This window comes from Frigoribacterium sp. CFBP 13729, from assembly GCF_014841875.1.
Classification (GTDB): domain Bacteria; phylum Actinomycetota; class Actinomycetes; order Actinomycetales; family Microbacteriaceae; genus Frigoribacterium.
Genome location: NZ_JACYUR010000001.1, coordinates 1,135,446 through 1,161,463, shown reverse-complemented (window position 1 = coordinate 1,161,463; position 26,018 = coordinate 1,135,446). Strand labels below are relative to the sequence as shown.

Below are 26,018 nucleotides of genomic sequence, written 5' to 3'. Positions count from 1 at the left end.
CCGCCGGGCTACCTGGGTCTCGCCGGCGGTCGCGCCTCAGCGGGTGAGCAGCCCGTAGGAGGCGCGCACCCGACCCAGCCACCACTCGCGTCGGTCGTCGGGTGCGGCGTGCGCCCGCAGCAGGTCGACGTCGACGTCGACCCGCCGAACGTCGATGGCCCCCTCCGCCGGCACGAGCGGCTCGCGCGTCACGTCGGCGGCCAGCAGGGCGGCCGTCCCGAGACCGCAGTCGTGCGGCAGGTCGGGCAGCACGGCTGCCAGGTACGCGCCCATGCTCAGCCCCACCGACGTGTCGAGTGCGCTCGAGACGACGACGGGCAGCCCGGCCTCGGACACGATGCGGAGCGCCGTCCGGATCCCGCCGAGCGGCTGCGCCTTGACGACGAGCAGGTCGGCCGCGCCGGCACGCGCGACGGCGAGCGGGTCGGCCGCCTTCCGGACGCTCTCGTCGGCGGCGATCGGCACGCCGAGGTCGGCCGTGCGGCGTCGCAGCTCGGCGAGCTCGGGCACGGTGGCGCAGGGCTGTTCCGCGTACTCGAGGCCCAGCGGGGCCAGGGTCCGCAGCGCCTCCTCGGCTCGGTCGACGGTCCAGCCGCCGTTGGCGTCGACCCGGACGCGGCCCTCGGGGCCGACGTGCTCGCGGGCCGCGGCGACGCGGGCGACGTCGTCGGCGAGCGACTGCCCGCGCTCGGCGACCTTGACCTTGACGGTGCGGCAGCCGGGGAACCGGGCGAGCACCCCCGCGACCTCGCCGGGCCCGACGGCGGGCAGGGTCGCGTTGACGGCCACGCGGGAGGTGCGGGGCGAGAGGGCAGGACCCCAGCCGAACTCGACGGCCGCGGCCAACCAGGCCGCCGCCTCCTCGGGCCCGTACTCGACGAAGGGGCTGAACTCGGTCCAGCCGCGAGGGCCCTCGACGAGGAGCGCCTCGCGGACGTCGATGCCCCGGAAACTCGTGCGGAGGGGCAGCTGCACGACGTGCGCACCGGACAGCAGGTCGTCGAGCGGCGGCAGCTCGGTGCGGGGGAGGAGGGGGTCGGCGGGCGTGGTCACCTCGCCAGTCTCGCACCGCGCCCGCTAGGGTCGGTCTCCATGGCAGCGCCCGATCCGACCCCGTCCGACGACGCCGAGTCCCCTGCCGGCGAGCACGCCGAGCACGCCCAGCCCGCCCAGCCCGTCGAGTCCACGGACGACGCCCAGTCCACGGACGGCGGGTCGCGCGACGCCGAGGGGCTGGCCATCTTCGACGACCAGACCCACGACGACTCGGTCGAGCCGGCCCGCAGCTCGCGGCTGGGCGTCGTCGTCCTCGTGCTCGCCGTGGTCCTGCTCGCGCTCGACGGCGTCGCGATCGCCCTGCTCGCGGCCGACGGCGTCGCGGCCGCGGCGTCGATCGCCCTCGTCACGATGCTCGCCTCGATCGGCGTGGGCGTCGTCGCGCTCGTCGCCGTCGCCACGCGACGGGGCCGCTGGCCCGCCGTCGCAGCGGTGCTGCTGAGCGTCCTCGCCAACCCGTTCGTGTTCGTCTGGCTGCTGGGCAAGCTCGTCCCGTCGCTCTGACCGTCGGCGACCTGGCCCCGGTCGTAGGCTGGTGGGCATGTCCGCAGCCGTCTCCGACCTGTTCGATCCCGCCGAGTGGCGAGAGGTGCCGGGCTTCGACGGCCTGACCGACGTCACGTACCACCTCGACGTCGAGGGCCGGGTGGCTCGCGTCGCCATCGACCGGCCCGAGGTGCGCAACGCGTTCCGGCCGCGCACCGTCGACGAGCTGTACCGCGTGCTCGACCACGCGCGACAGCAGAGCCGCGTGGGCGTCGTCCTGCTGACCGGCAACGGCCCCAGCCCCAAGGACGGCGGCTGGGCCTTCTGCAGCGGCGGCGACCAGCGCATCCGCGGCCGTGACGGCTACAAGGCCGAGGGCGCCGAGGCGAACGTGGCCGACCCTGCCTCGGCGGGGCGCCTCCACATCCTCGAGGTGCAGCGGCTGATCCGGTTCATGCCCAAGGTCGTCATCGCGGTCGTGCCGGGCTGGGCGGCGGGCGGCGGCCACTCGCTGCACGTCGTCTGCGACCTCACGATCGCCAGCCGTGAGCACGGCAAGTTCAAGCAGACGGACGCCGACGTGGGCTCGTTCGACGCCGGCTACGGCAGCGCCTACTTCGCGAAGCAGATCGGCCAGAAGCTCGCCCGCGAGGTGTTCTTCCTCGCCGAGGAGTACAGCGCCGACCGCGCCCACGAGATGGGCGCCGTCAACCGCGTCGTCCCCCACGCCGAGCTCGAGAAGGAGGCGCTGGCCATGGCCCGCGTCGTCCTCACCAAGTCGCCCACCGCGATCCGCATGCTCAAGTTCGCGTTCAACGCCACCGACGACGGCATCGTGGGCCAGCAGGTCTTCGCGGGCGAGGCGACCCGCCTCGCCTACGGCACCGACGAGGCCGTCGAGGGGCGCGACTCGTTCCTCGAGAAGCGCGAGCCCGACTGGTCGCCGTTCCCGTGGCAGTACTGACGCGGACGCCGACGGCGCAGGCGGCAGGACGCGACACGAGGAGGCGCGGCGCGTGACCCGCCCCCTCCTCCCCGTCGACGCGCGGCGCCCGCTCGACGTGCTCGAGGCCCTCCGCGAGGCCCTCGCAGGCGGTCCCGCCGTCGCCCCGCGGACCGACGACCACGTCCCCGCCGACCTTCCCGCCACCGTGCCGCAGCCCGTGGCCCTCGTCGTCGAGACGAGCGGGTCGAGCGGCGTGCCCAAGCGCGTGATGCTGCCCGCCGACGCCGTGCTCGCCGGCGCGGCCGCCGCCGACGGCGCGCTGGGCGGCCCCGGGCAGTGGGTTCTGGCGCTGCCGGCGCACTACGTCGCGGGCACCAACGTCCTCGTCCGGAGCATCGCCGCCGGCACCGAGCCCGAGGTCCTCGCGCCGGGGCACTTCGACCCGGTCGCGTTCGCCGCTGCCGCGCGCCGCCTCGAGCACCCCGTGCGCTACGCGTCGCTCGTGCCGGCCCAGCTCGCCGCGGTGCTCGACGCCGCCGAGCACGACGCCGACGTGGCCGACGCGGCACGGAGCTTCGCCGCGGTGCTGGTGGGCGGGCAGGCGACGCCCGCGTCCCTCGTCGACCGGGCCCGCGCCTCCGGCGTGGCCGTCGTCCGCACCTACGGCTCGAGCGAGACGAGCGGGGGCTGCGTCTACGACGGGGTGCCCGTCGGCCGCACCCGGGTCGCCGTCGTCGACGGGCAGGTGGAGCTCGCCGGTCCGTCGCTCGCGCTCGGCTACCTGGGCGACGACGCCCGCACCGAGGCGGCCTTCGTCGTCCGCGACGGGGAGCGCTGGTACCGCACCGGCGACGCCGGCAGCGTGTCCGACGACGGCGTGCTCGCCGTGAGCGGCCGTCTCGACGACGTCGTGGTCTCGGGCGGCGAGAAGGTGTCGCTCGGGCTGGTCGAACGGCTGGTCCGCGAGCAGCCCGGCCTCGCCGGCGCCGTGGTCGTGCGGGCGAGGCACGAGCGGTGGGGCGAGGTGCCGGTCGTGGTCGTGGGGGAGCCGGGCGGCCCTGCGCCGCACCTGCTGCACGCGACGCCCCGCCTCCCGGAACTGCCCGAGCTGCGTGCGGTCGTCAGCGCAGCCCTCGGCCGCGCCGCGGCGCCCGACCGGCTCGTCCTGCTCCCCGAGCTGCCCCTCCTCGCGAGCGGCAAGCCCGACCGCCGCGCCCTGGCGGCCCTCGTCGCGGGCGAGGACCCCGCCCGGAACTAGGATCGGTCCCGTGGCACGAGCGACGACATCCCAGAAGAAGAAGCGCGGCGGCCGACCGGGAGGCCGGCCGGGCGCCCAGCGCGCCCGCCGCGTCACGCCCGGCGACTGGATCGGCGGCGCCCGCCTCCGCACCCTGCCGCTCGGCGTCGCGCCCGTCGCACTCGGCACGGGAGTCGCCCGGGCGAACGGCAGCTGGGACCTCCCGCTGGCCCTGCTCTGCCTCGCGATCGCCGTGTTCCTCCAGATCGGCGTCAACTACGCGAACGACTACTCCGACGGCATCCGCGGCACCGACGCGCACCGGGTCGGCCCGGCGCGCCTGACGGGTTCGGGCAGCGTCCGGCCCAGGATCGTGCTGCGCGTCGCCCTCGTCTTCTTCGGCCTCGCCGCGCTCGCAGGCGTCGTGGTGGTCGTGACGACCGGCTACTGGTGGATGCTCGCCGTCGGGGCCGCCGCCGTCGTCGCCGCCTGGTACTACACGGGCGGCAAGCGCCCCTACGGCTACAACGCCCTCGGCGAGGTCTTCGTCTTCGTGTTCTTCGGCCTGGTCGCCACCGTCGGCACCGCGTTCGTGCAGGTGCACCGGTTCCCCGCCGACGCGTGGGTCGCCGGCATAGCGGCCGGGCTGTTCGCCTGCGCGGTGCTCATGGTCAACAACATCCGCGACATCCCGCAGGACGCGGCGGCAGGCAAGCGCACCCTCGCGGTCGTCGTCGGCGACACGGTGGCGCGGGCGCTCTACGCCCTCTTCCTGCTGCTGCCGTTCCTGCTGCTCGTCTACTTCGGCTTCCTGTACTTCAACGCGCCGTACGTCTACTTCGTGCTCATCACGGCCGTGCCGGCAGCGGTCATCGGCGTGACCGGCAAGACGCCGCGCGAGCTGATCCTCGCCCTGCAGCTGTCGTCGCTGACGGCGCTGCTGTTCGGCCTCGGCCTCGGGGCCGCGCTCTTCTTCTAGGCGCTGAGGCCCGAAGGCGTCGGGCCCAGGAGGCGCGTCCCGCGTCGGCCCCAGGAGGCGCGTCGCGCGTCGGCCCTAGGAGGCGCGTCCCGCGTCGCGCTGGTCGCGAGCGACGGCGTCGTCGGAGGCCGTGCCGGTGCCTGCCTCGCGGGCGTCGCGCTCGGCCAGCTCGGCGTCCTCGGCGAGGCTGTCGCCGTCGAGCGGCTCCGGCTTCGAGCGGCGCTCGGCGAGCTCCAGTGCGACCTGTCGACGCAGCGGGGCGAAGAAGAGGTACGAGACGCAGAACGCCACGACCGCGGCGATGAGCGTCGCGAGGTACGGGTTCGGCAGCAGGAGCACGAGCACGACCAGCGCGACGAGGAACACGCCGAGGCGCACGATCGTGTACTTGACCCAGGGTTTCACGCGGCGAGTCTACGCGCGCACCCTGCGCCTCCTCGTCCCTGCGCGCACCTCCCTGCCGACCATCAGGCGATGCCCTGCCGGCCCGCCTATGCTCGGTCCATGGTGAAGTTCTTGGTCGTGGCGATCGTCGCAGCGTCAGCGTTCATCATCTACGCCCTGATCGACTGCCTCTTCGCCGAGTCGTCGAAGTTCCGGGCCCTCAACAAGCCCCTCTGGGCCCTCGTGATCGTGCTGCTGCCGGTCATCGGCGCCGTCCTGTGGTTCTTGATCGGCCGTGCTCGCAAGTCCGGCCAGTCCGAGACACGGCGCTTCGTCGCCCCCGACGACGACCCCGAGTTCTCGGGTCGCTCGAGCTCGACGGTCAGCGACCTCGACCGCGAGACGACCGACGAACGCATCCGCCGCCTCGAACAAGAGCTGGCCGAGCTCGACGGCGACGACAAGAACGACACGAACGACAAGAACAACGCCTGAGGCCGACGGCGTGACGCTTCCCGCGAGCGACCGGCCCGACACGGCCGAGTCCGAGCTGCCTGAGGGCGCAGACGTCCCGCCCATGACATCGGGCAGCGTCGCCACCGACTACGCCGTGGCCCTGCTCGCCGGCCTGGTCGACGCCGGGGTCCGTGAGCTGGTCCTCAGCCCGGGTTCGCGATCGCAGGCGATCGCCCTCGCCGCCGCCGAGTTCGAGCGTGCCGGCCGGCTCCGCCTCCGCGTGCGGATCGACGAGAGGTCGGCCGGCTTCCTCGCGCTGGGCCTCGCCGTCGAGTCCGGCTTCCCTGCTGTCGTGGTCACCACCTCCGGCACGGCGGTCGCCAACCTCCACCCGGCCGTGCTCGAGGCCCACCACTCCGGCGTCCCGATGATCGTGCTGACGGCCGACCGTCCCGTCGAGCTCCGGGGCATCGGCGCCAACCAGACCACGCAGCAGCCCGGCATGTTCGGGGTCGCCACCCGGGCCGGGCACGATCTCGAGGCGCCGCGCTCGGGCCCGGTCGACTCCGACGCAGTCCGCACGGTCGCGCGTGCCGCCGTAGCCACGGCCCTCGGACACCCCGACGCCGACCGGGCCGAGAGCGCCCCCGCCGTCCCTGGTCCCGTCCACCTGAACGTCGCGTTCCGCGAGCCCCTGTCGGCGGCGCTCGACTCGCTCCCCGCGGCCCGTCCCGAGCCGGTCGAGGCCGACTCCTGGTCGGACGCCGCTCGGGTCGCCGCCGTGCGCGTCGAGGTCGACGTCGAGCCGGCCACGGTGGTCGTCGCCGGCCACGGGGCCGGTCCGGAGGCGGAGTCGCTCGCCCGCGCCCTCGGCGCACCGCTCGTGGCCGAGGTCTCGAGCGGGGCCCACTTCGGTCCGAACCTCGCCCTCGGCTTCCGCACGCTGCTCGGCGACGCCGAGCTCGGCGGCGTCGTGCGTCGGGTCGTCGTGCTCGGGCACCCGACCCTGACCCGCCAGGTCCCTGCCCTCCTCACGCGCGCGGGCGTCGAGGTCGTCGTCGTGCGCGGGGCGACCGCCGACGCCTACGACCCGGGCCGGTCGGCCACGGTGGTCGACGCCGTCGACGTGGTCGAGACCGCAGGAGGCGCGCCCGACGACCGCGCCCACCGCGCCTGGGTGGGCCGCTGGGTGCACTCCGGACGCCGCGTCGTCGGCGACGACGAGGCCGCGCCCGACCTCGAGGCCGCGACGAGCGACGACGGCTCGGCCCGGGCCGAGTTCCTCCGGGGCGAGGTGGCCCTGCTGCGGCGTCCCGTGACCCGGCGCGCCCTGGCCGAGACCCTCTGGCGCGTGACGTGGCCGCACGACCGGCTGGTCCTCGGCGCCTCCCGCCTCATCCGCGAGGTCGACGAGGTCGTGCCCGGCAAGAAGATCCGCGTCCACGCCAACCGCGGTCTCGCCGGCATCGACGGCACGGTGGCGACGGCCACCGGCATCGCCCTCGCGAGTCAGGTCGACGACGGGGCGCCCGGCGTCACCCGCGTGCTCCTGGGCGACCTGACCCTGCTGCACGACGTCGGCTCGCTCCTGTTCGGCGACGGCGAGGTGCGGCCCCGGCTGCAGGTCGTGGTCGGCAACGACGGAGGCGGGACGATCTTCGACGGCCTCGAGGTCGCGGCCACGGCCCCGGTCGACGCGATGCGTCGCGTGCAGTTCACGCCGCACGGTGTCCAGCTCGCGGGGCTGGCCGCCGCGTACGGCTGGCACCACGTGCTCGCCTCGACGCGGGCCGAGCTCGACCAGGCGCTCGCGAGGGCCTGGGACGGCCCCGTGCTGATCGAGGTCCCGCTCGCGCGCTGAGCGCGCTGACCGAGCGGCGATCAGGACCCGGCCGTAGGCTCGGGCGCATGGCCAAGACCTGGACGACCCAGCCCACCGAGATCCTCCGTGCCGGCCCCGAGCTGAGCCTCGCCGAGATCGACCCTGCCTCGACCCCCGGCTTCTCCGGCGACAAGCGCTACGCCGCGCAGGTGCTCGAGTCGGGCCGTGACACGCTCGGCGAGCTGCAGGAGAAGCTCTTCGCCGGCAGCCGCACCGGGGGGTCGCAGGGGAACGTCCTGCTGGTGCTCCAGGGCACGGACACCGCGGGCAAGGGCGGGATCGTGCGCCACGTCGTCGGCGCCGTCGACCCGCAGGGCGTCGCGCACCACGCCTTCAAGGCCCCCACCGAGGAGGAGCTCGCCCACGACTTCCTCTGGCGCGTCCGTCGCGAGCTGCCCGGACCCGGCATGATCGGGGTCTTCGACCGGTCGCACTACGAGGACGTCCTGATCGGCAAGGTCCGGCGGCTGGCCCCGCCGGAGGAGATCGAGCGACGCTACCATGAGATCGTCGAGTTCGAGCGTGAGCTCGTCGACGCCGGCACGACGATCGTGAAGGTGATGCTGCACTTGTCGCGCGACGAGCAGAAGGAGCGCCTCACCGAGCGGCTCGACCGCCCGGACAAGCACTGGAAGTTCAACCCCGGCGACATCGAGGAGCGCCTGGTGTGGGACGACTACCAGGACGCGTACGAGACCGCCCTGCGTCGGACGTCGACGGACGTGGCGCCGTGGTACGTCGTGCCCGCCGACCGCAAGTGGTACGCCCGCGTGGCCGTCCAGCGCCTCCTCGTCGACGCCCTCGAGGCCCGGGGGCTCGGCTGGCCGCCCGCCGGCTTCGACGTCGAGCTCGAGCGCACCCGGCTCGCCTCGACCTAGGCCCGGCTCCGCAGCGAGTCGCCCGCGCCCCGGGGCAGCCGCAGCCCCTCGGGCAGGCTCAGCAGGGCCAGCGCTGCGAGCACGACGAGCGCGACCTGGTAGCCGGTGGCGGCGCCTCCGACGCCCTCGGCCGTGGCGACCGCGTCGGCCACCCGGACCGTGAGGGCGGTCAGCGCGACGCCGAGCCCGACGGCGAGCTGCCCCGTGATCGACGCGATGGCGTTCGCCGGGGCGATCTGGGCGGCCGGCACGTCGGCGAACTGCAGGGTGTTGTACGCCGTGAACCCCACCGAGCGGAACACGCCGCTGACGAGCAGGATCGCGGCCACGAGCACGGGCGACGTGTCCGGCCCGACGACCGCCGCGGCGACGAAGGTCGCGGCGAGCCCGACGGTGGCGACGACGATGATCGGCACGATGCGGAACCGGTGCATCAGGGGAGTCGTGAAGGGCTTGACGCCGAGGTTGCCGACGAAGACCCACATGAGCATCAGGCCGGCCTCGACGGGCGACCAGCCGAAGCCGTCCTGCAGCAGCAGCGGCACGACGAAGGGCACGCCGTTGACGACGGCCCGGTAGAGCGAGCCGCTGAGGTTCGTGACCCGGAAGGTCGCGACGCGGAAGGGCTCGAGATCGAGGAGGGGGTGCCTGGCTCGACGGAACCACCGGCCGGCCGCGAGCCCGAGGGCCACCGCCACGACGACGAGGAGCGCCCCGAGCAGCACGGTCGCCTCGTCGCCGAGCAGCTCGAACGCGACCACCAGGGCCACGATCGCGCCGACGACGAGCAGCAGCCCCGGCCAGTCGAGCAGGTGCCGGTCGCCGACCTCGGGCGACGGCACGACCCGCCACGCCGCGACGAGCAGCAGGGCGCCGATCGGCACGTTGACGAGGAACACCCACTCCCAGCCGAGGTGCTCGGTGAGGAGGCCGCCGATCAGCGGCGCCACGACGGGGGCCGCGAGGGCCGGCCAGGTCAGGTAGGCGATCGCCTTGATCAGCTCGGACTTCTCGGTGCTGCGCAGGACGATGAGACGCCCGATCGGCACCATCATCGCGCCCGCGGCGCCCTGCACGACCCGAGCCGTCGTCAGCGCGACGAGGTCGGGGCTGAGCGCGCACGCGAGCGACGCCAGCGTGAACAGCACCACGGCGGCGAGGAACACCCGCCGTGCGCCCCACCTCTCGGCGAGCCAGGCGCCCAACGGGATGAACGCGGCCACGGCGACCAGGTAGCCGGTGACCGCGATCCCCAGCTGAGCGGGCTGCACCCCGAAGTCGCGAGCCACGGAGGCGGTGGCCGTCGACAGGATCGTGGCGTCGAGGTTCTCCATGAAGAAGGCCGCGGCGACCACCAGCGCCACCGGTCGCGACCAGCGCGGCGCGGCCGTCGCCTCCTCGGCTCCGGGCCCCGGCGCGGGGGTCGACGTCACAGCGAGAACGCCCCGACGACGGGCTGGAACTTCATGGTCGTCTCGGCGACCTCCCGCTCGGGGACGGACTCGGCGACGACCCCGGCGCCGGCGAAGGCTCGGACCGTGCCGTCGGGGTGCACCTGGGCGCAGCGGAGCGCGATCGCCCACTCGCCGTCGCCGTCGGCGCCCACCCAGCCGACCGGTCCGGCGTAACGGCCGCGGTCGAACGGCTCGAGGCGGCGGATCAGCTCGAGCGCACGCCGGGTCGGGGTGCCTGCCACGGCGGCGGTCGGGTGCAGGGCGGCGATCAGGTCGAGCGACGACGACCCGTCGGTGAGCCGCCCGCGCACGTCGCTGGCGAGGTGCCACAGGTTCGGCAGCTTCAGCGTGAACGGCTGCTCGCCGGTCACGACGTCGTCCGCGTGCGGGCCGAGCGAGAGGAGCAGGCTGCGCAGCGCGAACGCGTGCTCGTCGAGGTCCTTGGTCGAGGTGGCGAGGGCGTGGGCGGCCTGCTCGTCGGTGACGGCGTCGACCCCTCGCGCGCTGCTGCCGGCGAGGACGCGCGCGCTGACCTCGCCGCGCTCGGTGCGGACGAGCGTCTCGGGACTGGCCCCGATCAGGCCGTCCACGGCGAACGCGTAGCAGTCGGGGTAGGCCGTGAGCAGGGTCGCGGCGACGAGCCGCAGGTCGGCCTCGGCGGGCAGCCTGCCCACGAGGTCGCGCGCGAGCACGACCTTGCTCACCTCGCCGTGCCGGATCGCCTGCACGGCCTGCGCGACGGCCGCGCCGTAGCCGGGCCCGGACAGCTCGCCGTCGACCAGCCGGAGCTTCGCGGCCGCGCCCACGGGCGACGCCGGGGGCAGCTCGGCCCCGTCGACCCTCGTGATCCAGGCCACGCCGTCACGACGCCCGAGGACGATGCGCGGCACGATCAGGACGCTCGTGTCGGCCGACTCGTCGTCGAACGCGAACGAGCCGAACGCCATCAGGCCCGTCCCCGGCACGCCGACCTCGTCGACGACGGAGGCGCGGCTCGCGACCGCGCGCCAGGCGTCGGCGGCGTCGCGCATCCGGTCGGGCCCGGTGAACTCGAGCCGCAGCGCCTCGCCGATGCCGGCCATGCCGGCGCCGCCGCGCACGAAGACGAGCGGGCTGCGCGGGTCGACGACGTCGAGGAGGGGGCTGATGTGGTCGATCTGCGTGGTGCGGACGGACAAGGAGGGGACGTGCAGCGACGAAGGGACCACGTCTCGACCCTACTCGGGCCACGCACGGGGCATGCCGGTAGGATCGACCATCGTGACCAAGGCCGATATGAACAAGCAACCCGACGAGGTCGCGTCCATGTTCGACGGCGTCGCCCGCCACTACGACCGCACGAACGACGTGCTCTCCGCGGGCAACGCCGTCCTGTGGCGCGTCGCGACCGTCAAGGCGATCGGCGCGGGCCCGGCAGACCGGGTCCTCGACATCGCCGCGGGCACCGGCACCAGCTCGGCGGCCATCGCCGCGCGGGGCGCCGAGGTCGTCGCACTCGACTTCTCGCACGGCATGGTCGAGGTCGGCCGCGAGCGCCACCCCGAGATCGAGTTCGTCGAGGGCGACGCCGAGCAGCTCCCGTTCGACGACGCGACGTTCGACGCCGTCACCATCTCGTTCGGCCTGCGCAACGTCAACCGGCCGAAGCAGGCGCTCGCCGAGATGTACCGGGTGCTCAAGCCCGGCGGCCGTCTCGTCGTCTGCGAGTTCTCGACGCCGCCGTTCGGCCCCCTCCGCGCCGCCTACGGCACCTACCTGCGGCACGTCATGCCGGTCGTGGCCCGGGCCGTGAGCAGCAACACGCCCGCCTACTCGTACCTCGCCGACTCGATCGACGCGTGGCCCGAGCAGCAGGTGCTGAGCCAGTGGCTGCGCGGCGCGGGGTTCACCCGGGTGGCGCACCGCAACCTGACGCTGGGCATCGTCGCCCTGCACCGGGGCCGCAAGCCGGCCGACCCGTCGACCCGCGCCTCCGCGGCGAAGAAGAAGTAGCCGCCGCCCCCGGGCGGTCGACCAGACCAGACGAAGGTGACCCCTGTGAACCCGAGTGTGCCGCTCACCCGCCGCAGCAGCTCCCTGAGCTCGTCGCTCGGCCTCGGCGAGAAGCTCTTCGCCTCGCCCTCCGACCGGCGCTTCGTGCAGTCGGTCGACGACGGCCTCGAGCTCGTCGAGCAGGGCCTGCTCCGCGAGATCGCGTTCGCCGACGAGATCGCCGACGCGACGACGCGCTACCTGCTCGCCGCCGGCGGCAAGCGCGTGCGCCCGACCCTGACCCTCCTCATCGCGCAGCTCGGCGACGGCGCCACCCCGGGCATCGTCGCGTCCGCCCAGGCGACCGAGATCACGCACCTCGCGTCGCTCTACCACGACGACGTCATGGACGAGGCGCAGATGCGCCGCGGGGTGCCCAGCGCCCAGACGGTGTGGGGCAACAACGTCGCGATCCTCGCCGGCGACCTCCTCTTCGCCCGGGCCAGCACCATCGTGTCCGGCCTCGGACAGGAGGCGATCCTGCTGCAGGCCGAGACCTTCGAGCGGCTCTGCCTCGGCCAGCTGCACGAGACCGTCGGGCCGCGCGAGGGCGACGACCCCATCGCGCACTACATCGACGTGCTCGGCGACAAGACGGGCTCGCTGATCTCGACCGCGGCCCGTGCCGGCGTCATGTTCTCGGGGGCGCCCCGCGAGTACCTCGCCCCCGTCGCCGAGTTCGGCGAGAAGATCGGCATCGCGTTCCAGCTGATCGACGACGTGATCGACCTCTCCGACCAGGCCGAGGAGACCGGCAAGCGCGCCGGGACCGACCTGCGTGCGGGCGTCGTCACCCTCCCGCTGCTGTACCTCCGTCAGGAGGCGCAGACCGACATGGAGGCGGCGGCCCTGCTGGGCGTCATCGACCAGGTCGTCGACGCCACCCGTGCGGCGGAAGACGGCGCGGACCCGGTCGACGAGGCCGAGTTCGCCGAGATCGTCCGTCAGCTCCGCCAGCACGAGGTCACCGACCGCACGCGCCGCGAGGCGCACCGGTGGGCGTCGGAGGCGCTGGCCGCCCTCGAGGCACTGCCGGCGGGCCCCGTCAAGAAGGCCCTCACCCGGTTCGCCGACCGGGTGGTCGAGCGCTCCGCCTGACCGGCGACGCGCCTCCTCGGCACCGTCGCACCGCTGCACCGCAGCCGCACCTGATCACCACAGACACCGCACCGTCCGCACGGCCGGCACCTCCGCGCCGTACACCAGCAGAGAGAGACAACTCGTGACCACCCTTCGACTGGCCATCGTCGGAGCCGGCCCCGCCGGCATCTACGCCGCCGACATCCTGCTCAAGGCCGAGAAGGCCTTCGACGTGTCGATCGACCTGTTCGAGCAGCTGCCTGCCCCCTACGGCTTGGTCCGCTACGGCGTCGCACCCGACCACCCGCGCATCAAGGGCATCGTCAACGCCCTGCGCGACGTGCTCGACAGCGGCGACATCCGGGTCTTCGGCAACGTCCGCTACGGCGAGGACATCACCCTCGACGACCTCAAGCAGCACTACAACGCGGTCGTCTTCTCGACCGGCGCCATCAAGGACGCCGACCTCGACGTCCCCGGCATCGAGCTCGAGGGCAGCTACGGCGCCGCCGACTTCGTCAGCTGGTTCGACGGGCACCCCGACTTCCCGCGCACCTGGCCGCTCGACGCGCAGTCCGTGGCCGTGGTCGGCGTCGGCAACGTCGCCCTCGACGTCTCGCGCATCCTCGCGAAGCACGCCGACGACCTGCTGCCGACCGAGATCCCCGACAACGTCTACGCCGGGCTCAAGCAGTCGTCGATCACCGACGTGCACGTCTTCGGCCGTCGCGGACCTGCCCAGGTCAAGTTCACGCCGCTCGAGCTGCGCGAGCTCGGCGAGGTGCGCGACGTCGACATGGTCGTGCACGACGAGGACTTCGACCACGACGAGGCCTCGAAGACGGCGATCGCGACGAACAAGCAGGTCTTCGTCATCGACAAGGTGCTGAACCAGTGGCGTCAGCGCGAGGTCGGCACGGCGTCGCGTCGGCTGCACCTGCACTTCTACGCGAAGCCGCTCGAGGTCGTCGGCGACGACGAGGGCCGTGTCGCGGCGTTCCGGTACGAGCGCACCCGGCCCGACGGCCAGGGCGGCGTCGAGGGCACCGGCGAGGTCCGCGAGGTCCCGGTGCAGGCGATCTACCGCGCCGTCGGCTATTTCGGCTCGCCCCTCGACGGCATCCCCTTCGACGAGCGTCGCGGCGTGATCCCGAACCACGAGGGCCAGGTCATGGACGACGACAACCAGATCATGCCCGGTGTCTACGCGACCGGCTGGATCAAGCGCGGGCCCGTCGGCCTCATCGGCCACACGAAGTCCGACGCCATGGAGACCGTCAAGCACGTCATCAACGACCAGGCGAGCTGGTGGCAGCCCGCCGACACGTCCGACGAGGCGATCCCCGCCCTGCTCGAGCAGCGCGGCGTCGAGTACACCGACCTCGAGGGCTGGCACCGGCTCGACGAGCACGAGCAGTCGCTCGGGGCGCAGCACGAGCACGAGCGCGTGCGCGTCAAGGTCGTGCCCCGCGACGAGATGGTCCGCGTGTCGCGGTCCGGCTCCGGTGCGGGCCCGGACACGGGCTCCGACTCCGACGCGGCTGTCGTCTCCGTCTGACCTGCCGTCGCCTCTTCTCGGAGGCGGCCCGCGCCTCCTGCGCCTCCTGCCCTCGGGCGGACCGCAGGAGGCGCGTCGTCCTCTCCGGGGCGCGCTCCCGGCGCTCGCGTCACCGGCCCCGGCGCGCGTGGCTAAGCTGGTCGACATGGCAGACAGCTCTTTCGACGTGGTCAGCAAGGTCGACAAGATGGAGGCGGACAACGCCCTCCACCAGGCGCAGAAGGAGATCGAGCAGCGCTACGACTTCAAGGGCGTGGGCGCGTCGGTCGACTGGAGCGGCGAGAAGCTGCTCCTCAAGGCGTCGACGGAGGAGCGGGTCAAGGCCGTCCTCGACGTCCTGGAGTCGAAGTTCATCAAGCGCAGCATCAGCCTGAAGCACCTCGACGCGGGAGAGCCCTTCGCCAGCGGCAAGGAGTACCGCATCGAGGCCGCCCTCAAGGAGGGCATCGAGCAGGACGCCGCGAAGAAGATCGGCAAGATCATCCGCGACGAGGGCCCCAAGAGCGTCAAGAGCCAGATCCAGGGCGACGAGCTGCGCGTGCAGTCGAAGAGCCGTGACGACCTGCAGGCCACCATGGCCCTGCTCAAGAAGGCCGACCTCGACGTCGACCTCCAGTTCGTCAACTTCCGCTAGCGGCAGGCCCGGCCCAGCCCGCCGTCTCTGCGCGCGCCGGCCCGCAAATGCCGACCGCAGGCGTACCCGAGTGGACTCATGTGACCGGATCTCCCACTTTTGTGGCCCCTCCGGTCGGGTTCTGCGGGCGTCCTCGCGCGAGGAGGCGCGAGATGGCTGCCCAGACCGACTCCCAGTCGTCGAAGACCTGGTGGTACGAGACCTCGATCACCACGTAGCCGAGCGTGATCAGCGTGGCGATCCTCACGCGATCCTCGTTGTACTGCTTCGGCGACGAATGGAACTCGTAGCTCGTGCACTCCACGACGAGCCAGCCGTCGAGGAGCAGGTCGACCCGGATCTCCGACGTGAGCCAGACCTGGATCTCCGGACGCAGACCGCGCTCGACGAGGCGGACCCGGGCGACGGACTCGGTGCCCGACTCGGCACGCGCGTCCATCAGCATGAGCAGGCCAGCGGCCGGCCGTCCACGAAGGTGACGATCGACAGCTGCAAGGGAAGGGCGCTCCGCTCCGCGGAGCCGCGGGGCGGAGTCGATCACCGCGACGGCCTGGTCGGCGGGCTCGTGCAGCAGGGCCTGAGCTGCCGCACGGCTCGGCGAGACAACCAGTCGCTCGCCCGCAGTGAGGTCCGTCGCGGAGGACGAGGACGTGAGGGTGGGCGGTGCCGAGTCGTCTCCCTGCGTCGTCGGGATCGCGGAGATCACGGGCGTTGTGCGGCACGGACACGACGAGGCGTTCACCGGGCGGCGCCCATGCGCCTCGGAGCGTCAGTGCGCTGACTCCGGCGAGAACGCCTCCCACCCGGGCGGCCCGGACGACGCTCACCGGCAGCCCGGGCAGAGCGTAGAGGCCGTGTCGCACGCGCTCGACGTCCCCGCGGCGCCAGGCCTGGTCGAGTTGATCGCGTGTGCACCCGGCCCGGAGCAGCTCGCGGCGGTGCGCCAGCCCCTGGTGGTGTGAACGGATGACGTCGACGACTCGCGGAGGCTCCATGGCGCCTGACCCTGTCGTGGAGCCCACGTGCGTGTCTGCACCAGCGCGCGACCTGGGGACGGCTCGTCGTCCCGGCCCGGGGTGTGGAGGAACCGCGGCTACTCGCCCATGCACAAGCACACCGCGGCCGGGAGTCCGCAAATGCCGACCGCTGACGCCCGTTCGCTCCGCCCATGACGGGAAATCCCCTTCTTGGAGGCCCCGCGGTCGGCATTTGCGGCGACGCAGGAGGGGGAGGGGCGGGGTGGTCAGCGGGAGCCGCCGGAGGCTGTATATTTGTCTGGCGCCTCCGGTCGGTGATTACATGGGCCGGGCGTGCATGGCAAGTTACCCAAGCGGCCAAAGGGATCTGACTGTAAATCAGCTGGCGTAGCCTTCGGGGGTTCGAATCCCTCACTTGCCACAGTCCACCGCTCCTCCGGGAGCAGGCGACACCACGACGGACTCGAGAGATCGGGTCCGTTCGTCGTTTCCCCGGTCGATCGGGCATCACCGCCAGGAGGCCCCATGGACGACACCAGCACGAGCCCCCAGGACGCGGCCGCGCTCCTCGCCGTCGCCGTCGACGTCACCACGGCCGCAGCCCGGCTCGCGGCTGCACGGCGTGCCGAGGGGGTCGAGGTCGCCGACACGAAGAGCAGCCTCGTGGACGTGGTCACGCACACCGACCGCGAGGTCGAGTCGTTCCTCCGTGCCCGTCTCGCCGAGCTGCGTCCCGGCGACGGCTTCCTCGGTGAGGAGGGCGACCCCGACGACTCCTCCACGGGACTCACCTGGGTCGTCGACCCGATCGACGGCACCGTCAACTTCCTCTACGGGATCCCGCAGTGGGCGGTGAGCGTGGCCGTCGTCGAGGGCGGCCCCGATCCGCTCACCTGGTCGGCCCTCGCCGCCTGCGTCGTGAACCCGCTCTCGGGCGAGGTGTTCACCGCGAGCCGAGGAGGCGGCGCCTGGCTGGGCGAGGAACGTCTCGTCCCGTCCGCCCCCGCCTCGCTCGCGGAGTCGCTCTTCGCGACGGGGTTCTCGTACGAGGCCGACCGGCGGGTCGAGCAGGCCGCCGTGGTCGGCCGCCTGATCGGGCAGGTGCGCGACCTGCGTCGCCTGGGAGCCGCCTCCCTCGATCTCTGCGCCGTCGCGGCGGGGCGGCTCGACGTGTACGCCGAACGCGGCCTCAAGCCGTGGGACCACGCCGCCGGCGTGCTCGTCGCGCAGGAGGCCGGCGCGGTGGTGCGCGGCGAGGAGGGCCAGGCGCCGAGCGGCAGGCTCGTGGTCGCGTCAGCACGGAGCGTCGCCCGGGCGGTCGATGGTCTCCTCGAGGATGCACGGTTCTGACCTGCGTCTCGCGAGAAGGTCTCTGATCAGGCATTCCTGCGAGAAGTCCGGCGTCTGCACCACCGTGACACCCGAAGGCGGGTAGCCATCTGGTGAACGAGCGGCTACCCTTGACGAGTTCGTTACTTCTCCGTGACATTCGTCCGGAGTCGTCTCGATGTCGACCTCGAGAGCCGATGAGCCCTCTTCCGCCCGAACCCCGAGGATCCATCACCCGTGTCGAAGTCCCACCCCATCGCCGAGCATGAAGGCGACCAGCAGTCGCGTCGTGCACCCGTCGATCAGCGGGACGGCGCGTCCGGAGCCCCGGCGCAGCAGGTCTTCACGACCCGTCGCGAGGCCCGCGAGGCCGAGCGTCGCGCCGCGGCCTCCGTGTCTGCCCCCGTCGCATCTCTCGCTCTTGACGTGTCCGCTCCCGCCGAGCCCGTGACCGCTTCCCCCGAGCCTGCTCGCATCGTGCCTGCTCCTGTCGCGTCGATCGCCGCCGAGACCGCCCCAGCCCACGCCACGAGGGCCGAGCGACGCGCCGCCGAGGCCGAGGCTGCTCGCCGTCGAGGCCGCCGTCCCGCCGTCGCCCCCGCGGTCGCCGCCCCTGAGGCGAGCCGCGCGACCGCGCGTGCCGCGCAGCGCCCCGTCGCCCCGCGAGCTGCAGCCGCCCCGCGAGCCGCTGCAGCCACGACGGCTCCGGCCGCGGCCCCCCGCCAGCGCAGCTCGTTCCGCAGCGCGGGCAAGCGGGTCACGGTCGTCGGCGCCATGGTCTTCGCCGGTGCGATGCTCGTCTCCACCTCCGTCCCCGCGAACGCCTTCTTCGTCGACACCGACGAGCGGACGGTCGCCAAGAAGGCTGCCGCGAGCCAGACCTTCGTGGCCGGCGCCGCCGCCGAGGACGCCGCCTCCCGCGACGGCTACTCCGTCACCGAGATGAAGGTCGCGCCGGTCAGCGAGTACGCCTCGACGAGCTCCAGCACCTTCTCGAACGACGTCGCCGGCACCGTCCAGTGGCCCTTCGCCACCGGGGTGCCGATCAGCAGTGGCTTCGGCGGTCGTCACGTCACGAACTGCGGCTTCTGCAGCACGTTCCACAACGGGCTGGACTTCGTCCCGGGTGCAGGCTCGCCCATCCAGGCCATCGCCGACGGCACGGTCAGCGCGGTCACGGGCCCGGGAGGCGCCTTCGGCAACCACGTCGAGATCGAGCACGTCATCGACGGCGAGAAGGTCACGTCCACCTACTCCCACATGCAGACCGGCTCCGTCCAGGTGTCCGTCGGCGAGAAGGTCACCGTGGGGCAGCTCGTCGGCAAGGTCGGCAGCACCGGCAACAGCACCGGTGCCCACCTGCACTTCGAGATCCACCTCGGCGGCGTCCCCGTCGACCCGTACCCCTGGCTCACCGCCAACACGAACTGACCCGTCGGAGGCGCCCGTCGACCTGAGCAGGCCGGTGATCGACCCGGACAGGCCGGTGGGCAGCCCGCGCACGAGCCGCGGTGCAGAGCGTCCCACCGACACGACGAAGCCCCCGACCTCGGTCGGGGGCTTCGTCGTGCGGGACGGCAGGAGCGCGGGGCTCAGCCCACGTCGTCGACCGCAGCGAGCCACACGGCGGCGTTGGGCGGCAGCGCCGGCCCGTCGAGCGCCATCGTCGACAGCAGCACGTCGCCGACCGGCAGCTCGACCGCCACCTCGCCCGTGTTGGCCACCACGGTGACGCCGCCGGTGCGGAAGGCCACGACGCTCTCGTCGTAGCCGTCGACCCAGGTGAGGTGGGCGGCGCCGAGCTCGTGCTCCGCGCGCAGGGCGAGGGCCGAGCGGTAGAGCTCCAGCGTCGAGCCGGCGACGCCCTGCTGCTCGTCACGGGCGTAGGTCGACCAGTCCTCGGGCTGCGGCAGCCAGGAGGCGCCGGTCGCGCTGAAGCCGAAGGCCGGCGCACCCGACTCCCACGGGATGGGCACGCGGCAGCCGTCGCGCCCGTAGCGCTCGCCGTCGGTGCGGAACCACGTCGGGTCCTGGCGGCTCTCGTCGGGCAGGTCGACCGCCTCCGGCAGTCCGAGCTCCTCGCCCTGGTACAGGTAGGCGCTGCCGGGCAGCGCGAGCATGACGGCGGAGGCCGCCCGGGCACGGGCCAGGCCGAGCTCGGGGATCGGCAGGCCGGCGCTCTTCGGGCCGATGCCGTGGCCCTGCGGGTTCTCGGCCGTGAGGGCCAGGCGGCTGGCGTGGCGCACGACGTCGTGGTTGCTCAGGACCCAGGTGCTCGGGGCACCGACGCTCGAGAACGTCTCGATCGACTGGTCGACGACCCGGCGGATCGCCGTGGCGGACCAGCCCGTCTCGAGGTAGGCGAAGTTGAAGGCCTGCTGCATCTCGTCGGGACGCACCCACTTCGCGAGCTTCGACAAGGGCTCGACCCACGCCTCCGCGACCATGACCCGGTCGCCGGGGTACTCGGCCAGCACCTGGTGCCACTCGCGGTAGATCTCGTGCACGCCGTCCTGCGCCCAGTAGGGCGGGGTGGCGTCGGCGGTCTCGCCGCCCCCCATGCTGCCGGCGTCGGCGGGCGGCGTGTAGTCGGGCAGGCCGTCGGCCTTGATCATGCCGTGGGCGACGTCGACGCGGAACCCGTCGACGCCCCGGTCGAGCCAGAAGCGCAGCACGTCGACGAAGTCGGAGCGCACGAGCGGGTTCGTCCAGTCGAGGTCGGGCTGGGAGGTGTCGAAGAGGTGCAGGTACCACTGCCCGGGTCGGCCGTCGGGCTCGACGAGGCGCGTCCAGGCCGGTCCGCCGAAGACGGACTGCCAGTTGTTCGGCGGCAGGTCGCGGTCGGGCCCCGTCCCGTCGCGGAACATGTAGCGCGCACGCTCGGCCGAGCCGGGGGCCGCGGCCACGGCGGCGCGGAACCACGCGTGCTCGGAGGACGTGTGGTTGGGCACGAGGTCGACGATCAGCCGGAGGCCGAGCTCGGTCGCGCGGGCGCGCAGGGCGTCGAAGTCGTCGAGCGTGCCGAAGAGCGGGTCGACGTCGACGTAGTCGGCGACGTCGTAGCCGGCGTCGTGCTGGGGCGACGTGTAGAACGGCGAGAGCCAGACCGCGTCGACGCCGAGGTCGGCGAGGGCGTCGAGCCGCGAGGTGATGCCGGGCAGGTCGCCGACGCCGTCGCCGTCCGCGTCGGCGAACGAGCGCGGGTACACCTGGTAGATGACGGCAGTGCGCCACCACTCGCCGCCGCGCTCGGCGCCGGACGACGGGGTCGACTCGATGTCGGGGACGGTCGTGGTGTCGGTCTCGGAGGGGGAGTCGAGCGTGTCGCCCGTGGTCTCGTGTGAGGACATCCCGCCACGATACGGCAGCGGCGGGGCCGCTCCGCCCGGTAGCGTGGGGCTCCCACGACACGGATCGGCGGACCCCTGGACTCCTTCATCGACCTCGCGAACGGCGACTGGTCCGACGACCCCCGCCCGTTCCCCCTGGCCCTCGGCACGAACGTCTTCGGCTGGACGGTCGGTGCCCCGACGGCGCTCGAGCTGCTCGACCTGTTCGTCGGCGACGGGGGCCGCGTCGTCGACACGGCCGACGTCTACTCGGCCTGGCTGCCCGGCAACTCGGGCGGCGAGTCCGAGGCGATCATCGGCCGCTGGCTGGCCCGCCCGGGCAACCGCGACCGCGTGCTCGTGAGCACGAAGTGCGGCCAGCACCCGGCCGCGCCCGGCCTGTCGCGGGCGAGCATCCGCAGCGCCGTCGAGGCCTCGCTGACCCGGCTCCGCACCGACCGCATCGACCTGTACTCGGCGCACTTCGACGACGACGAGACGCCGCTCCGCGAGACGGTGACCGCGCTGAGCGAGCTCGTCGACGAGGGGAAGATCCGCTTCGCCGGTGCCTCCAACTACTCCGCCGCGCGGCTGCGCCAGGCCCTGGCCATCGCCGACAGCGACGGCCTGCACCCGTTCGTCGCCGTGCAGCACCCCTACAACCTGGTGAGGAGAGGCGAGTACGAGACCGAGACCGCCCCGGTCGTCGACCACTTCGGCCTCGCCGTCCTCCCGCACTCGTCGCTCGCCAGCGGCCTCCTGACCGGCAAGTACCGGGGCGGCGACGCTCCCCGGTCGTCGCCGCGCGAGGGCCGTGCGGCTAGCTACGCGACCCCGCAGGCCCTCGGGGTCGTCGAGGTCGTGGCCGAGGTCGCGGAACGGCACGGGGTCGCGCCTGCCGCCGTCGCCGTCGCCTGGCTCTCGTCGAGGCCCGGCGTCGTGGGCGCACTGGCCAGCGCCCGCACCGTCGAGCAGCTGGACGACCTGCTGGGCTCGGCGTCGGTCGAGCTCGACGACCGCGACCTGGCGGCCCTCGACGCGGCGTCCGCACCCCAGGCCTCGTAGGCGCACCGCCCGGGCGGGCGGGACCGGCTCCGAGGAGGCGGGCGTCAGCGACCGAGGACGACGATCGTGCGGACGCTCGGGTCCCAACGCCGACCCGAGACGAGGTTGCCGGCCGGGGTCACGACCGGGCCGCGGGCGTCCTCGGGGGCCTCGCGCGCCTCCTCGTCCTCGAACGCCTCGACCGCGGCGAGGGCCAGGCCGACCGCCTCGGCGTCGAGCCGGCTCGCCAGCGTGACGTGCGGCACCCAGAGACCGGGGGAGGAGTGGGGCACGTCGTCCTCGCCGCCCACGATCGCGTGCACCTCGGCCTGGAGCTCGAGCAGGGCACGCGTCGCGACGACCGACCGCACGAGCACGTGCCCCCGGCCGTGCCCGAAGACGAGGGGCGCGCCGAGCACGACCGGCAGCGGGAGCAGGCGGTCGAGCAGCTCGGTCAGAGCCGGGTCGGCCGTTCCGTCGATGCCCCTCCGTGCCAGCAGCGTCACGTGAGGGGAGTTCGAGCTGCTCGCGTGGTCGGCCTGCGACGGCAGACCGGCGTCGGAGAGCGCAGCCCACTGGGCGCGGACCCGGGCGTCGGCGGGCCCGTCGAGCAGGAGTTCGATGCTGTGCACCCGTCGATGATGGCCTCGTGGAGGAGGCGCGCGCCCGGTGTCCTCAGAGGGCTCGCGGCTCTGCTACCCTTGTCTGGTGCCGATCGGCAGTCGCCCTCCTGGGCCGGCTGAACGAGGTCACGCCCCGATAGCTCAGTGGTAGAGCACTTCCATGGTAAGGAAGGGGTCGTCAGTTCAAACCTGACTCGGGGCTCCGGCTGGTCACGGTCACACCGTGCAGACAGCTTGCGGCGGGGTAGCTCAGTTGGTTAGAGCACACGGCTCATAATCGTGGTGTCGCGGGTTCGAGTCCCGCCCTCGCTACCGCAGGGCCCTGAACGTGCATCCGCACGAGCGGGGCCTTCCTCCTTCCTCGGGCTGTGCCCTCCCGGCTGCGTTCCTGATCGCCGTGCACCGCCGGTCGCCTACGCTCGGGGTGTCTCCGAGCATCCACAGCATCGGCACGGCCGTTCCCTCGACGATCATCGGGCAGGACCACATCCGTGACGTGTTCCGCAGCCAGCCGGGGCTCGGCCGCCTCGCACCGCGGCTGATCGGCGCCGTCTTCGACGGTGCCCACATCGACACCCGCCACACGGTGATCGACGAGCTCGGCGCCGAGCAGCCCGGCCAGCCCGGCCAGCCCGACGCCGCCCCCGTCTTCTACGACCGTGCCGAGGGCCGCATCCTGCGCCCCGGCACCGGAGCCCGCAACGACGTCTACGTCGAGCGGAGCCCCGACCTCTTCGTCCGGGCCGCCGAGGAGGCGCTGGCCGGCGCGCCGGGGATCACCGCCGCCGACGTCACCCACGTCGTCACCGTCTCGTGCACCGGCTTCTTCGCGCCGGGCCCCGACTACCTCCTGGTGCGCAGGCTCGGGCTCGCGCCCTCGACCCGTCGGCTGCACATCGGGTTCATGGGCTGCTACGGAGCCTTCCCGGCCCTGCGGGCCGCGCGCGACACGTGCCTCGCCGAGCCGGACGCCGTCGTGCTCGTGGTGTGCGCCGAGCTCTGCACCCTGCACCTGCGGAGCTCGGACGACCCTGACGCGATCATCGCCTCCTCGGTCTTCGCGGACGGCGCCGCGGCGGCCGTCGTGTCGTCCCGGCCGGCCGCCGTGGGGGCTCCGGTGCTCGACCTCGACGTGCTCGAGACCGTGCTCACGCCCGTCGGCGAGGACGACATGGCGTGGAGCATCGGCGACCAGGGCTTCGACATGGTGCTGAGCAGCTACGTGCCGCACATCGTCGAGGAGCACGTCGACTCCGCGCTCGCCCCGCTGCTCGAGGCCGGCGGCGTGGCCGTCGACGAGATCGACGGCTGGGCCGTGCACCCCGGCGGCCGCAGCATCCTCGACCGCGTCGAGTCGCAGGTCGGCCTCAGCGAGGCGCAGATGGCGCCGTCGCGTCGAGTGCTGCGCGAGTACGGCAACATGTCGAGCGCGACGGTCCTGTTCATCCTCCGCGAGCACCTCGAGGGCCGAGGGGGCGAGGGCCAGGACGTCGAGGGCCGAGGAGGCGCGGGCCACGCACCTGCACCTCCCGAGGCCCGCAGGGTGTGCGCCATGGCCTTCGGGCCCGGCCTCACCGTCGAGAGCGCGTTGCTCACCCGCCGGGTCGGCGGCTGAGCGTGGTTCTCTCGGCGACGGGCCCGTCGACGGACCCGCGAGGGCCCTTCATCGACGTCCGGCAGCGCGACACCGGGTTGCGGGAGCTGATGGACGACCCGGACTGCGACCTCGGCCAGCTCCGGCGCACCTACGCCGTCTTCCCGGTCGTGAACGGGCTGGTCGCGGGCTGGCGGCGTGCGTACCGGGAGCGGATCCGGCCGCTCCTGTCGGCCGACCGGGCGACGACCCTGCTCGACCTCGGATCGGGCGGCGGCGACCTCGCTCGCTCGCTCGCCCGGTGGGCTCGCCGCGACGGGCTGCGCCTCGCGGTGACGGCCGTCGATCCCGATCGGCGCGCCCACGACTTCGCGAGGGTCCGTCCGGCCGACGGGGTCACCTACCGGTGCGCGTCGAGCGGAGACCTCGTCGAGGCGGGCGAGCAGTTCGACGTCGTCGTCTCGAACCACGTGCTGCACCACCTCGACGATTCGTCCCGGGCCGACGTCCTGGCCGACAGTCGGGCGCTCGCCCGCCGGCTCGTGCTGCACAGCGACATCCGGCGGTCGCGCGCTGCCTACGCCGGGTACTGGGTGGGGACCCTGCCGCTCGCGCGCACCTCCTTCGTCCGCGTGGACGGGCTGCGCTCGATCCGTCGCAGCTGGACCGACGCGGAGCTGGCCCGCGAGCTGCCTGCCGGCTGGACGGCCGTCCGCCGACCGCCCTTCCGCGTCTGGGCCGTGCTCGACCTCGCCGCCGACGCCGACGCCGCCACGACCTCGGGCTCGGTCGAGAACGAGGGCGCAGGCGCAGGCGCAGGCGACGTCGAGCTCGGGCTACGCTCGTGATCACGCACGACGTCGTCGTCGTCGGCGGGGGACCGGTCGGCGTGCTGGCCGCCGCCCTGCTGGCGGCGCGCGGCCTCGACGTCGCGGTCTGGGAGCGCCGAGCCGAGGCGCCGAGCCTCTCGCGTGCCATCGGCGTCCACCCGCCGTCCCTCGACGTGCTCGACCGGGTGGGCGCAGCCGAGCCCCTCGTCGCGGACGCGGTGCCCGTCCGTCGCGGGGTCGCCCGCAGCGGCGGGCGCACGCTCGGCACGGTCAGCTTCGACCGGGCGCACCCTCGGTGGCCGTTCGTCGCCGCCCTGCCGCAGCACCGCACCGAGCAGCTGCTGCGCGACAGGCTGGAGTCGCTAGCGCCGGGCTCGCTCCGGCGCGGTCTCTCGCTCGACGGGCTCGAGCAGGAGCCGGACCGGGTGCTGCTCCGCGGCACGTCCGACGACGGACCGGTGGAGGCGGCCGCCCGCTTCGTCCTCGCGGCCGACGGTGCCCGCAGCCCGCTGCGCGACGCCCTCGGGATCGACGCGCCCCTGCGTCGCTACCCCGACCACTACGTGATGTGCGACGTGGCCGACGACACCGGTCTCGGCGCCGACGCGGTCGTGCACCTCGAGCGACGCGGCGTCGTCGAGTCGTTCCCGTTGCCGGGCGGGGTGCGGCGTTTCGTGGTGCTGCTCGATCCTCACGCCGCCGGCACCGGGACAGCGGCTGAGGCCGGAGCCGCGCCCGACGCCGAGCTCGTCGCGGGCCTCGTCGCCGAGCGCACCGGCCTCGACATCGACCCCGGCACGGCGACCATGACGAGCGCCTTCGGGGTGCAGCGCCGGCTGGCCCGGCGCACCGTCGCCGGGCGGGTCGTCCTGATCGGCGACGCCGCCCACGAGATCAGCCCGATCGGCGGCCAGGGGATGAACCTCGGCTGGCTCGACGCGGACGCCGTCGCCCCCGTCCTCGCGCGGGCCCTGCGCTCGGCAGGAGGGCGACGCCTCGACCCGACCGTGTTCCGGGCGTACGAGGAGGCGCGTCGCCGGTCGGTCGCCCGCTCGGCCCGGCAGGCGGAGATCAACATGGCCCTCGGCCGGCCCGTCGGGCCCGTGGTCGGCGCGGCTCGGCAGGTCGGCCTGTCGGCGGCGCTGCACCTGCCGACCCGCCGGCTGCTCGCGTCGCTCTACTCGATGCGCTTCGTCTGACCTGGAGATGCTCGCCGGGCCAGGCCGGGGGA

24 protein-coding genes, 3 tRNA genes and 1 pseudogene are annotated in these 26,018 nt (G+C 73.6%); 20 read left to right on the top strand and 8 right to left on the bottom strand.

Annotated elements, in window-relative coordinates; genetic code table 11:
* Positions 1–36 precede the first annotated feature (36 nt).
* Positions 37–1,053: an o-succinylbenzoate synthase gene (locus IFT77_RS05240; RefSeq protein WP_371740936.1), complete on the bottom strand. Its 1,017-nt coding sequence runs from the start codon at positions 1,051–1,053 to the stop codon at positions 37–39.
* A 39-nt stretch (positions 1,054–1,092) separates the two neighbouring features.
* On the opposite strand from IFT77_RS05240, the gene IFT77_RS05235 reads away from it, so the two are divergent.
* From IFT77_RS05235 to IFT77_RS05220, 4 genes are read left to right on the top strand one after another with little or no spacing between them, the layout of a single operon-like run.
* The gene (locus IFT77_RS05235) at positions 1,093–1,560 is read left to right on the top strand and encodes a hypothetical protein (RefSeq protein WP_192169359.1); all 468 of its coding nucleotides are present in this window, start codon (positions 1,093–1,095) and stop codon (positions 1,558–1,560) included.
* A 37-nt stretch (positions 1,561–1,597) separates the two neighbouring features.
* A complete protein-coding gene (locus IFT77_RS05230) occupies positions 1,598–2,506 on the top strand; it encodes a 1,4-dihydroxy-2-naphthoyl-CoA synthase (RefSeq protein ID WP_192169358.1) in 909 nt (302 codons plus the stop codon).
* Between the two features lie 52 nt (positions 2,507–2,558).
* Positions 2,559–3,746: an AMP-binding protein gene (locus IFT77_RS05225; RefSeq protein WP_192169357.1), complete on the top strand. Its 1,188-nt coding sequence runs from the start codon at positions 2,559–2,561 to the stop codon at positions 3,744–3,746.
* A 10-nt stretch (positions 3,747–3,756) separates the two neighbouring features.
* Positions 3,757–4,704, top strand: a complete 948-nt coding sequence (locus IFT77_RS05220; protein ID WP_371740935.1) for a 1,4-dihydroxy-2-naphthoate polyprenyltransferase — start codon at positions 3,757–3,759, stop codon at positions 4,702–4,704.
* Between the two features lie 75 nt (positions 4,705–4,779).
* Here the strand turns inward: IFT77_RS05220 and IFT77_RS05215 are convergent, their stop codons facing one another.
* Positions 4,780–5,109: a DUF4229 domain-containing protein gene (locus IFT77_RS05215; protein ID WP_192169356.1), complete on the bottom strand. Its 330-nt coding sequence runs from the start codon at positions 5,107–5,109 to the stop codon at positions 4,780–4,782.
* A 99-nt stretch (positions 5,110–5,208) separates the two neighbouring features.
* Here IFT77_RS05215 and IFT77_RS05210 point away from each other — a divergent pair, with 99 nt between their 5' ends.
* From IFT77_RS05210 to IFT77_RS05200, 3 genes are all read left to right on the top strand, one after another.
* The gene (locus IFT77_RS05210; RefSeq protein ID WP_192169355.1) at positions 5,209–5,583 is read left to right on the top strand and encodes a PLD nuclease N-terminal domain-containing protein; all 375 of its coding nucleotides are present in this window, start codon (positions 5,209–5,211) and stop codon (positions 5,581–5,583) included.
* 82 nt (positions 5,584–5,665) lie between these two features.
* Positions 5,666–7,405: a 2-succinyl-5-enolpyruvyl-6-hydroxy-3-cyclohexene-1-carboxylic-acid synthase gene (gene menD / locus IFT77_RS05205; protein ID WP_192169517.1), complete on the top strand. Its 1,740-nt coding sequence runs from the start codon at positions 5,666–5,668 to the stop codon at positions 7,403–7,405.
* Between the two features lie 47 nt (positions 7,406–7,452).
* Positions 7,453–8,304, top strand: a complete 852-nt coding sequence (locus tag IFT77_RS05200; RefSeq protein ID WP_192042182.1) for a PPK2 family polyphosphate kinase — start codon at positions 7,453–7,455, stop codon at positions 8,302–8,304.
* On the opposite strand, the gene IFT77_RS05195 is transcribed toward IFT77_RS05200, so the two are convergent.
* Both IFT77_RS05195 and IFT77_RS05190 read right to left on the bottom strand, forming a co-directional pair.
* Complete coding sequence (locus IFT77_RS05195; protein WP_371740934.1) at positions 8,301–9,737, bottom strand: MFS transporter; 1,437 nt, start codon at positions 9,735–9,737, stop codon at positions 8,301–8,303. The genes IFT77_RS05200 and IFT77_RS05195 overlap by 4 nt on opposite strands.
* Positions 9,734–10,966: an isochorismate synthase gene (locus IFT77_RS05190; RefSeq protein ID WP_192042181.1), complete on the bottom strand. Its 1,233-nt coding sequence runs from the start codon at positions 10,964–10,966 to the stop codon at positions 9,734–9,736. Before IFT77_RS05190 ends, IFT77_RS05195 begins: the two co-directional genes overlap by 4 nt.
* 52 nt (positions 10,967–11,018) lie before the next feature.
* Between IFT77_RS05190 and IFT77_RS05185 the strand changes: the two genes are divergently transcribed.
* The 4 genes from IFT77_RS05185 to IFT77_RS05170 all read left to right on the top strand — a co-directional run bounded on the left by IFT77_RS05185 (position 11,019) and on the right by IFT77_RS05170 (position 15,061).
* On the top strand, positions 11,019–11,750 hold the full coding sequence (locus IFT77_RS05185; RefSeq protein WP_199732328.1) for a demethylmenaquinone methyltransferase: 732 nt from the start codon (positions 11,019–11,021) through the stop codon (positions 11,748–11,750).
* A gap of 45 nt (positions 11,751–11,795) precedes the next feature.
* Positions 11,796–12,887: a polyprenyl synthetase family protein gene (locus IFT77_RS05180; protein WP_192042180.1), complete on the top strand. Its 1,092-nt coding sequence runs from the start codon at positions 11,796–11,798 to the stop codon at positions 12,885–12,887.
* A gap of 124 nt (positions 12,888–13,011) precedes the next feature.
* Positions 13,012–14,427, top strand: a complete 1,416-nt coding sequence (locus IFT77_RS05175) for an FAD-dependent oxidoreductase (protein ID WP_192042179.1) — start codon at positions 13,012–13,014, stop codon at positions 14,425–14,427.
* A gap of 145 nt (positions 14,428–14,572) precedes the next feature.
* Positions 14,573–15,061: a YajQ family cyclic di-GMP-binding protein gene (locus tag IFT77_RS05170; RefSeq protein WP_123546714.1), complete on the top strand. Its 489-nt coding sequence runs from the start codon at positions 14,573–14,575 to the stop codon at positions 15,059–15,061.
* A gap of 76 nt (positions 15,062–15,137) precedes the next feature.
* On the opposite strand, the gene IFT77_RS16765 is transcribed toward IFT77_RS05170, so the two are convergent.
* Complete coding sequence (locus IFT77_RS16765) at positions 15,138–15,767, bottom strand: endonuclease domain-containing protein (protein ID WP_192169354.1); 630 nt, start codon at positions 15,765–15,767, stop codon at positions 15,138–15,140.
* A 142-nt stretch (positions 15,768–15,909) separates the two neighbouring features.
* Positions 15,910–16,056, bottom strand: a pseudogene (locus tag IFT77_RS17410) (type IV toxin-antitoxin system AbiEi family antitoxin domain-containing protein); the annotation flags it as partial.
* Between the two features lie 321 nt (positions 16,057–16,377).
* Here IFT77_RS17410 and IFT77_RS05155 point away from each other — a divergent pair.
* From IFT77_RS05155 to IFT77_RS17405, 3 genes are all read left to right on the top strand, one after another.
* Positions 16,378–16,459, top strand: a tRNA-Tyr gene (locus IFT77_RS05155).
* 104 nt (positions 16,460–16,563) lie between these two features.
* Positions 16,564–17,388, top strand: a complete 825-nt coding sequence (locus tag IFT77_RS05150) for an inositol monophosphatase family protein (protein WP_192042177.1) — start codon at positions 16,564–16,566, stop codon at positions 17,386–17,388.
* A gap of 216 nt (positions 17,389–17,604) precedes the next feature.
* The gene (locus IFT77_RS17405) at positions 17,605–18,798 is read left to right on the top strand and encodes a M23 family metallopeptidase (protein WP_192169353.1); all 1,194 of its coding nucleotides are present in this window, start codon (positions 17,605–17,607) and stop codon (positions 18,796–18,798) included.
* Positions 18,799–18,959: 161 nt separating this feature from the next.
* Here the strand turns inward: IFT77_RS17405 and IFT77_RS05140 are convergent, their stop codons facing one another.
* The gene (locus IFT77_RS05140) at positions 18,960–20,717 is read right to left on the bottom strand and encodes a glycoside hydrolase family 13 protein (protein ID WP_192169352.1); all 1,758 of its coding nucleotides are present in this window, start codon (positions 20,715–20,717) and stop codon (positions 18,960–18,962) included.
* A gap of 63 nt (positions 20,718–20,780) precedes the next feature.
* Between IFT77_RS05140 and IFT77_RS05135 the strand changes: the two genes are divergently transcribed.
* Positions 20,781–21,761, top strand: coding sequence for an aldo/keto reductase (locus tag IFT77_RS05135; protein WP_371740965.1), 981 nt, complete (start codon positions 20,781–20,783; stop codon positions 21,759–21,761).
* Between the two features lie 44 nt (positions 21,762–21,805).
* On the opposite strand, the gene IFT77_RS05130 is transcribed toward IFT77_RS05135, so the two are convergent.
* Positions 21,806–22,372, bottom strand: coding sequence for a 2'-5' RNA ligase family protein (locus tag IFT77_RS05130; RefSeq protein WP_192169351.1), 567 nt, complete (start codon positions 22,370–22,372; stop codon positions 21,806–21,808).
* Between the two features lie 121 nt (positions 22,373–22,493).
* Here IFT77_RS05130 and IFT77_RS05125 point away from each other — a divergent pair.
* The 5 genes from IFT77_RS05125 to IFT77_RS05105 all read left to right on the top strand — a co-directional run bounded on the left by IFT77_RS05125 (position 22,494) and on the right by IFT77_RS05105 (position 25,986).
* Positions 22,494–22,565 (top strand) — tRNA-Thr (locus IFT77_RS05125).
* Between the two features lie 36 nt (positions 22,566–22,601).
* Positions 22,602–22,675: transfer RNA gene (locus tag IFT77_RS05120), tRNA-Met, on the top strand.
* 112 nt (positions 22,676–22,787) lie between these two features.
* Positions 22,788–23,978, top strand: a complete 1,191-nt coding sequence (locus IFT77_RS05115) for a 3-oxoacyl-[acyl-carrier-protein] synthase III C-terminal domain-containing protein (protein WP_192169350.1) — start codon at positions 22,788–22,790, stop codon at positions 23,976–23,978.
* 2 nt (positions 23,979–23,980) lie between these two features.
* Positions 23,981–24,805 carry a class I SAM-dependent methyltransferase gene (locus IFT77_RS05110; RefSeq protein WP_371740933.1) on the top strand — a complete coding sequence of 275 codons (825 nt, stop codon included), beginning with the start codon at positions 23,981–23,983 and terminating at the stop codon, positions 24,803–24,805.
* The gene (locus IFT77_RS05105) at positions 24,802–25,986 is read left to right on the top strand and encodes an NAD(P)/FAD-dependent oxidoreductase (RefSeq protein WP_192042172.1); all 1,185 of its coding nucleotides are present in this window, start codon (positions 24,802–24,804) and stop codon (positions 25,984–25,986) included. The genes IFT77_RS05110 and IFT77_RS05105 overlap by 4 nt, the downstream gene beginning before the upstream one ends.
* Positions 25,987–26,018 lie beyond the last annotated feature (32 nt).

Excerpts from the sequence above, each read along its gene's own strand:
- IFT77_RS05235 (WP_192169359.1), top strand. The coding sequence starts at position 1,093 with ATGGCAGCGCCCGATCCGACCCCGTCCGACGACGCCGAGTCCCCTGCC.
- IFT77_RS05230 (WP_192169358.1), top strand. The coding sequence starts at position 1,598 with ATGTCCGCAGCCGTCTCCGACCTGTTCGATCCCGCCGAGTGGCGAGAG.
- IFT77_RS05210 (WP_192169355.1), top strand. The coding sequence starts at position 5,209 with ATGGTGAAGTTCTTGGTCGTGGCGATCGTCGCAGCGTCAGCGTTCATC.
- menD (WP_192169517.1), top strand. The coding sequence starts at position 5,666 with ATGACATCGGGCAGCGTCGCCACCGACTACGCCGTGGCCCTGCTCGCC.
- IFT77_RS05200 (WP_192042182.1), top strand. The coding sequence starts at position 7,453 with ATGGCCAAGACCTGGACGACCCAGCCCACCGAGATCCTCCGTGCCGGC.
- IFT77_RS05170 (WP_123546714.1), top strand. The coding sequence starts at position 14,573 with ATGGCAGACAGCTCTTTCGACGTGGTCAGCAAGGTCGACAAGATGGAG.
- IFT77_RS05150 (WP_192042177.1), top strand. The coding sequence starts at position 16,564 with ATGGACGACACCAGCACGAGCCCCCAGGACGCGGCCGCGCTCCTCGCC.
- IFT77_RS05140 (WP_192169352.1), bottom strand. The coding sequence starts at position 20,717 with ATGTCCTCACACGAGACCACGGGCGACACGCTCGACTCCCCCTCCGAG.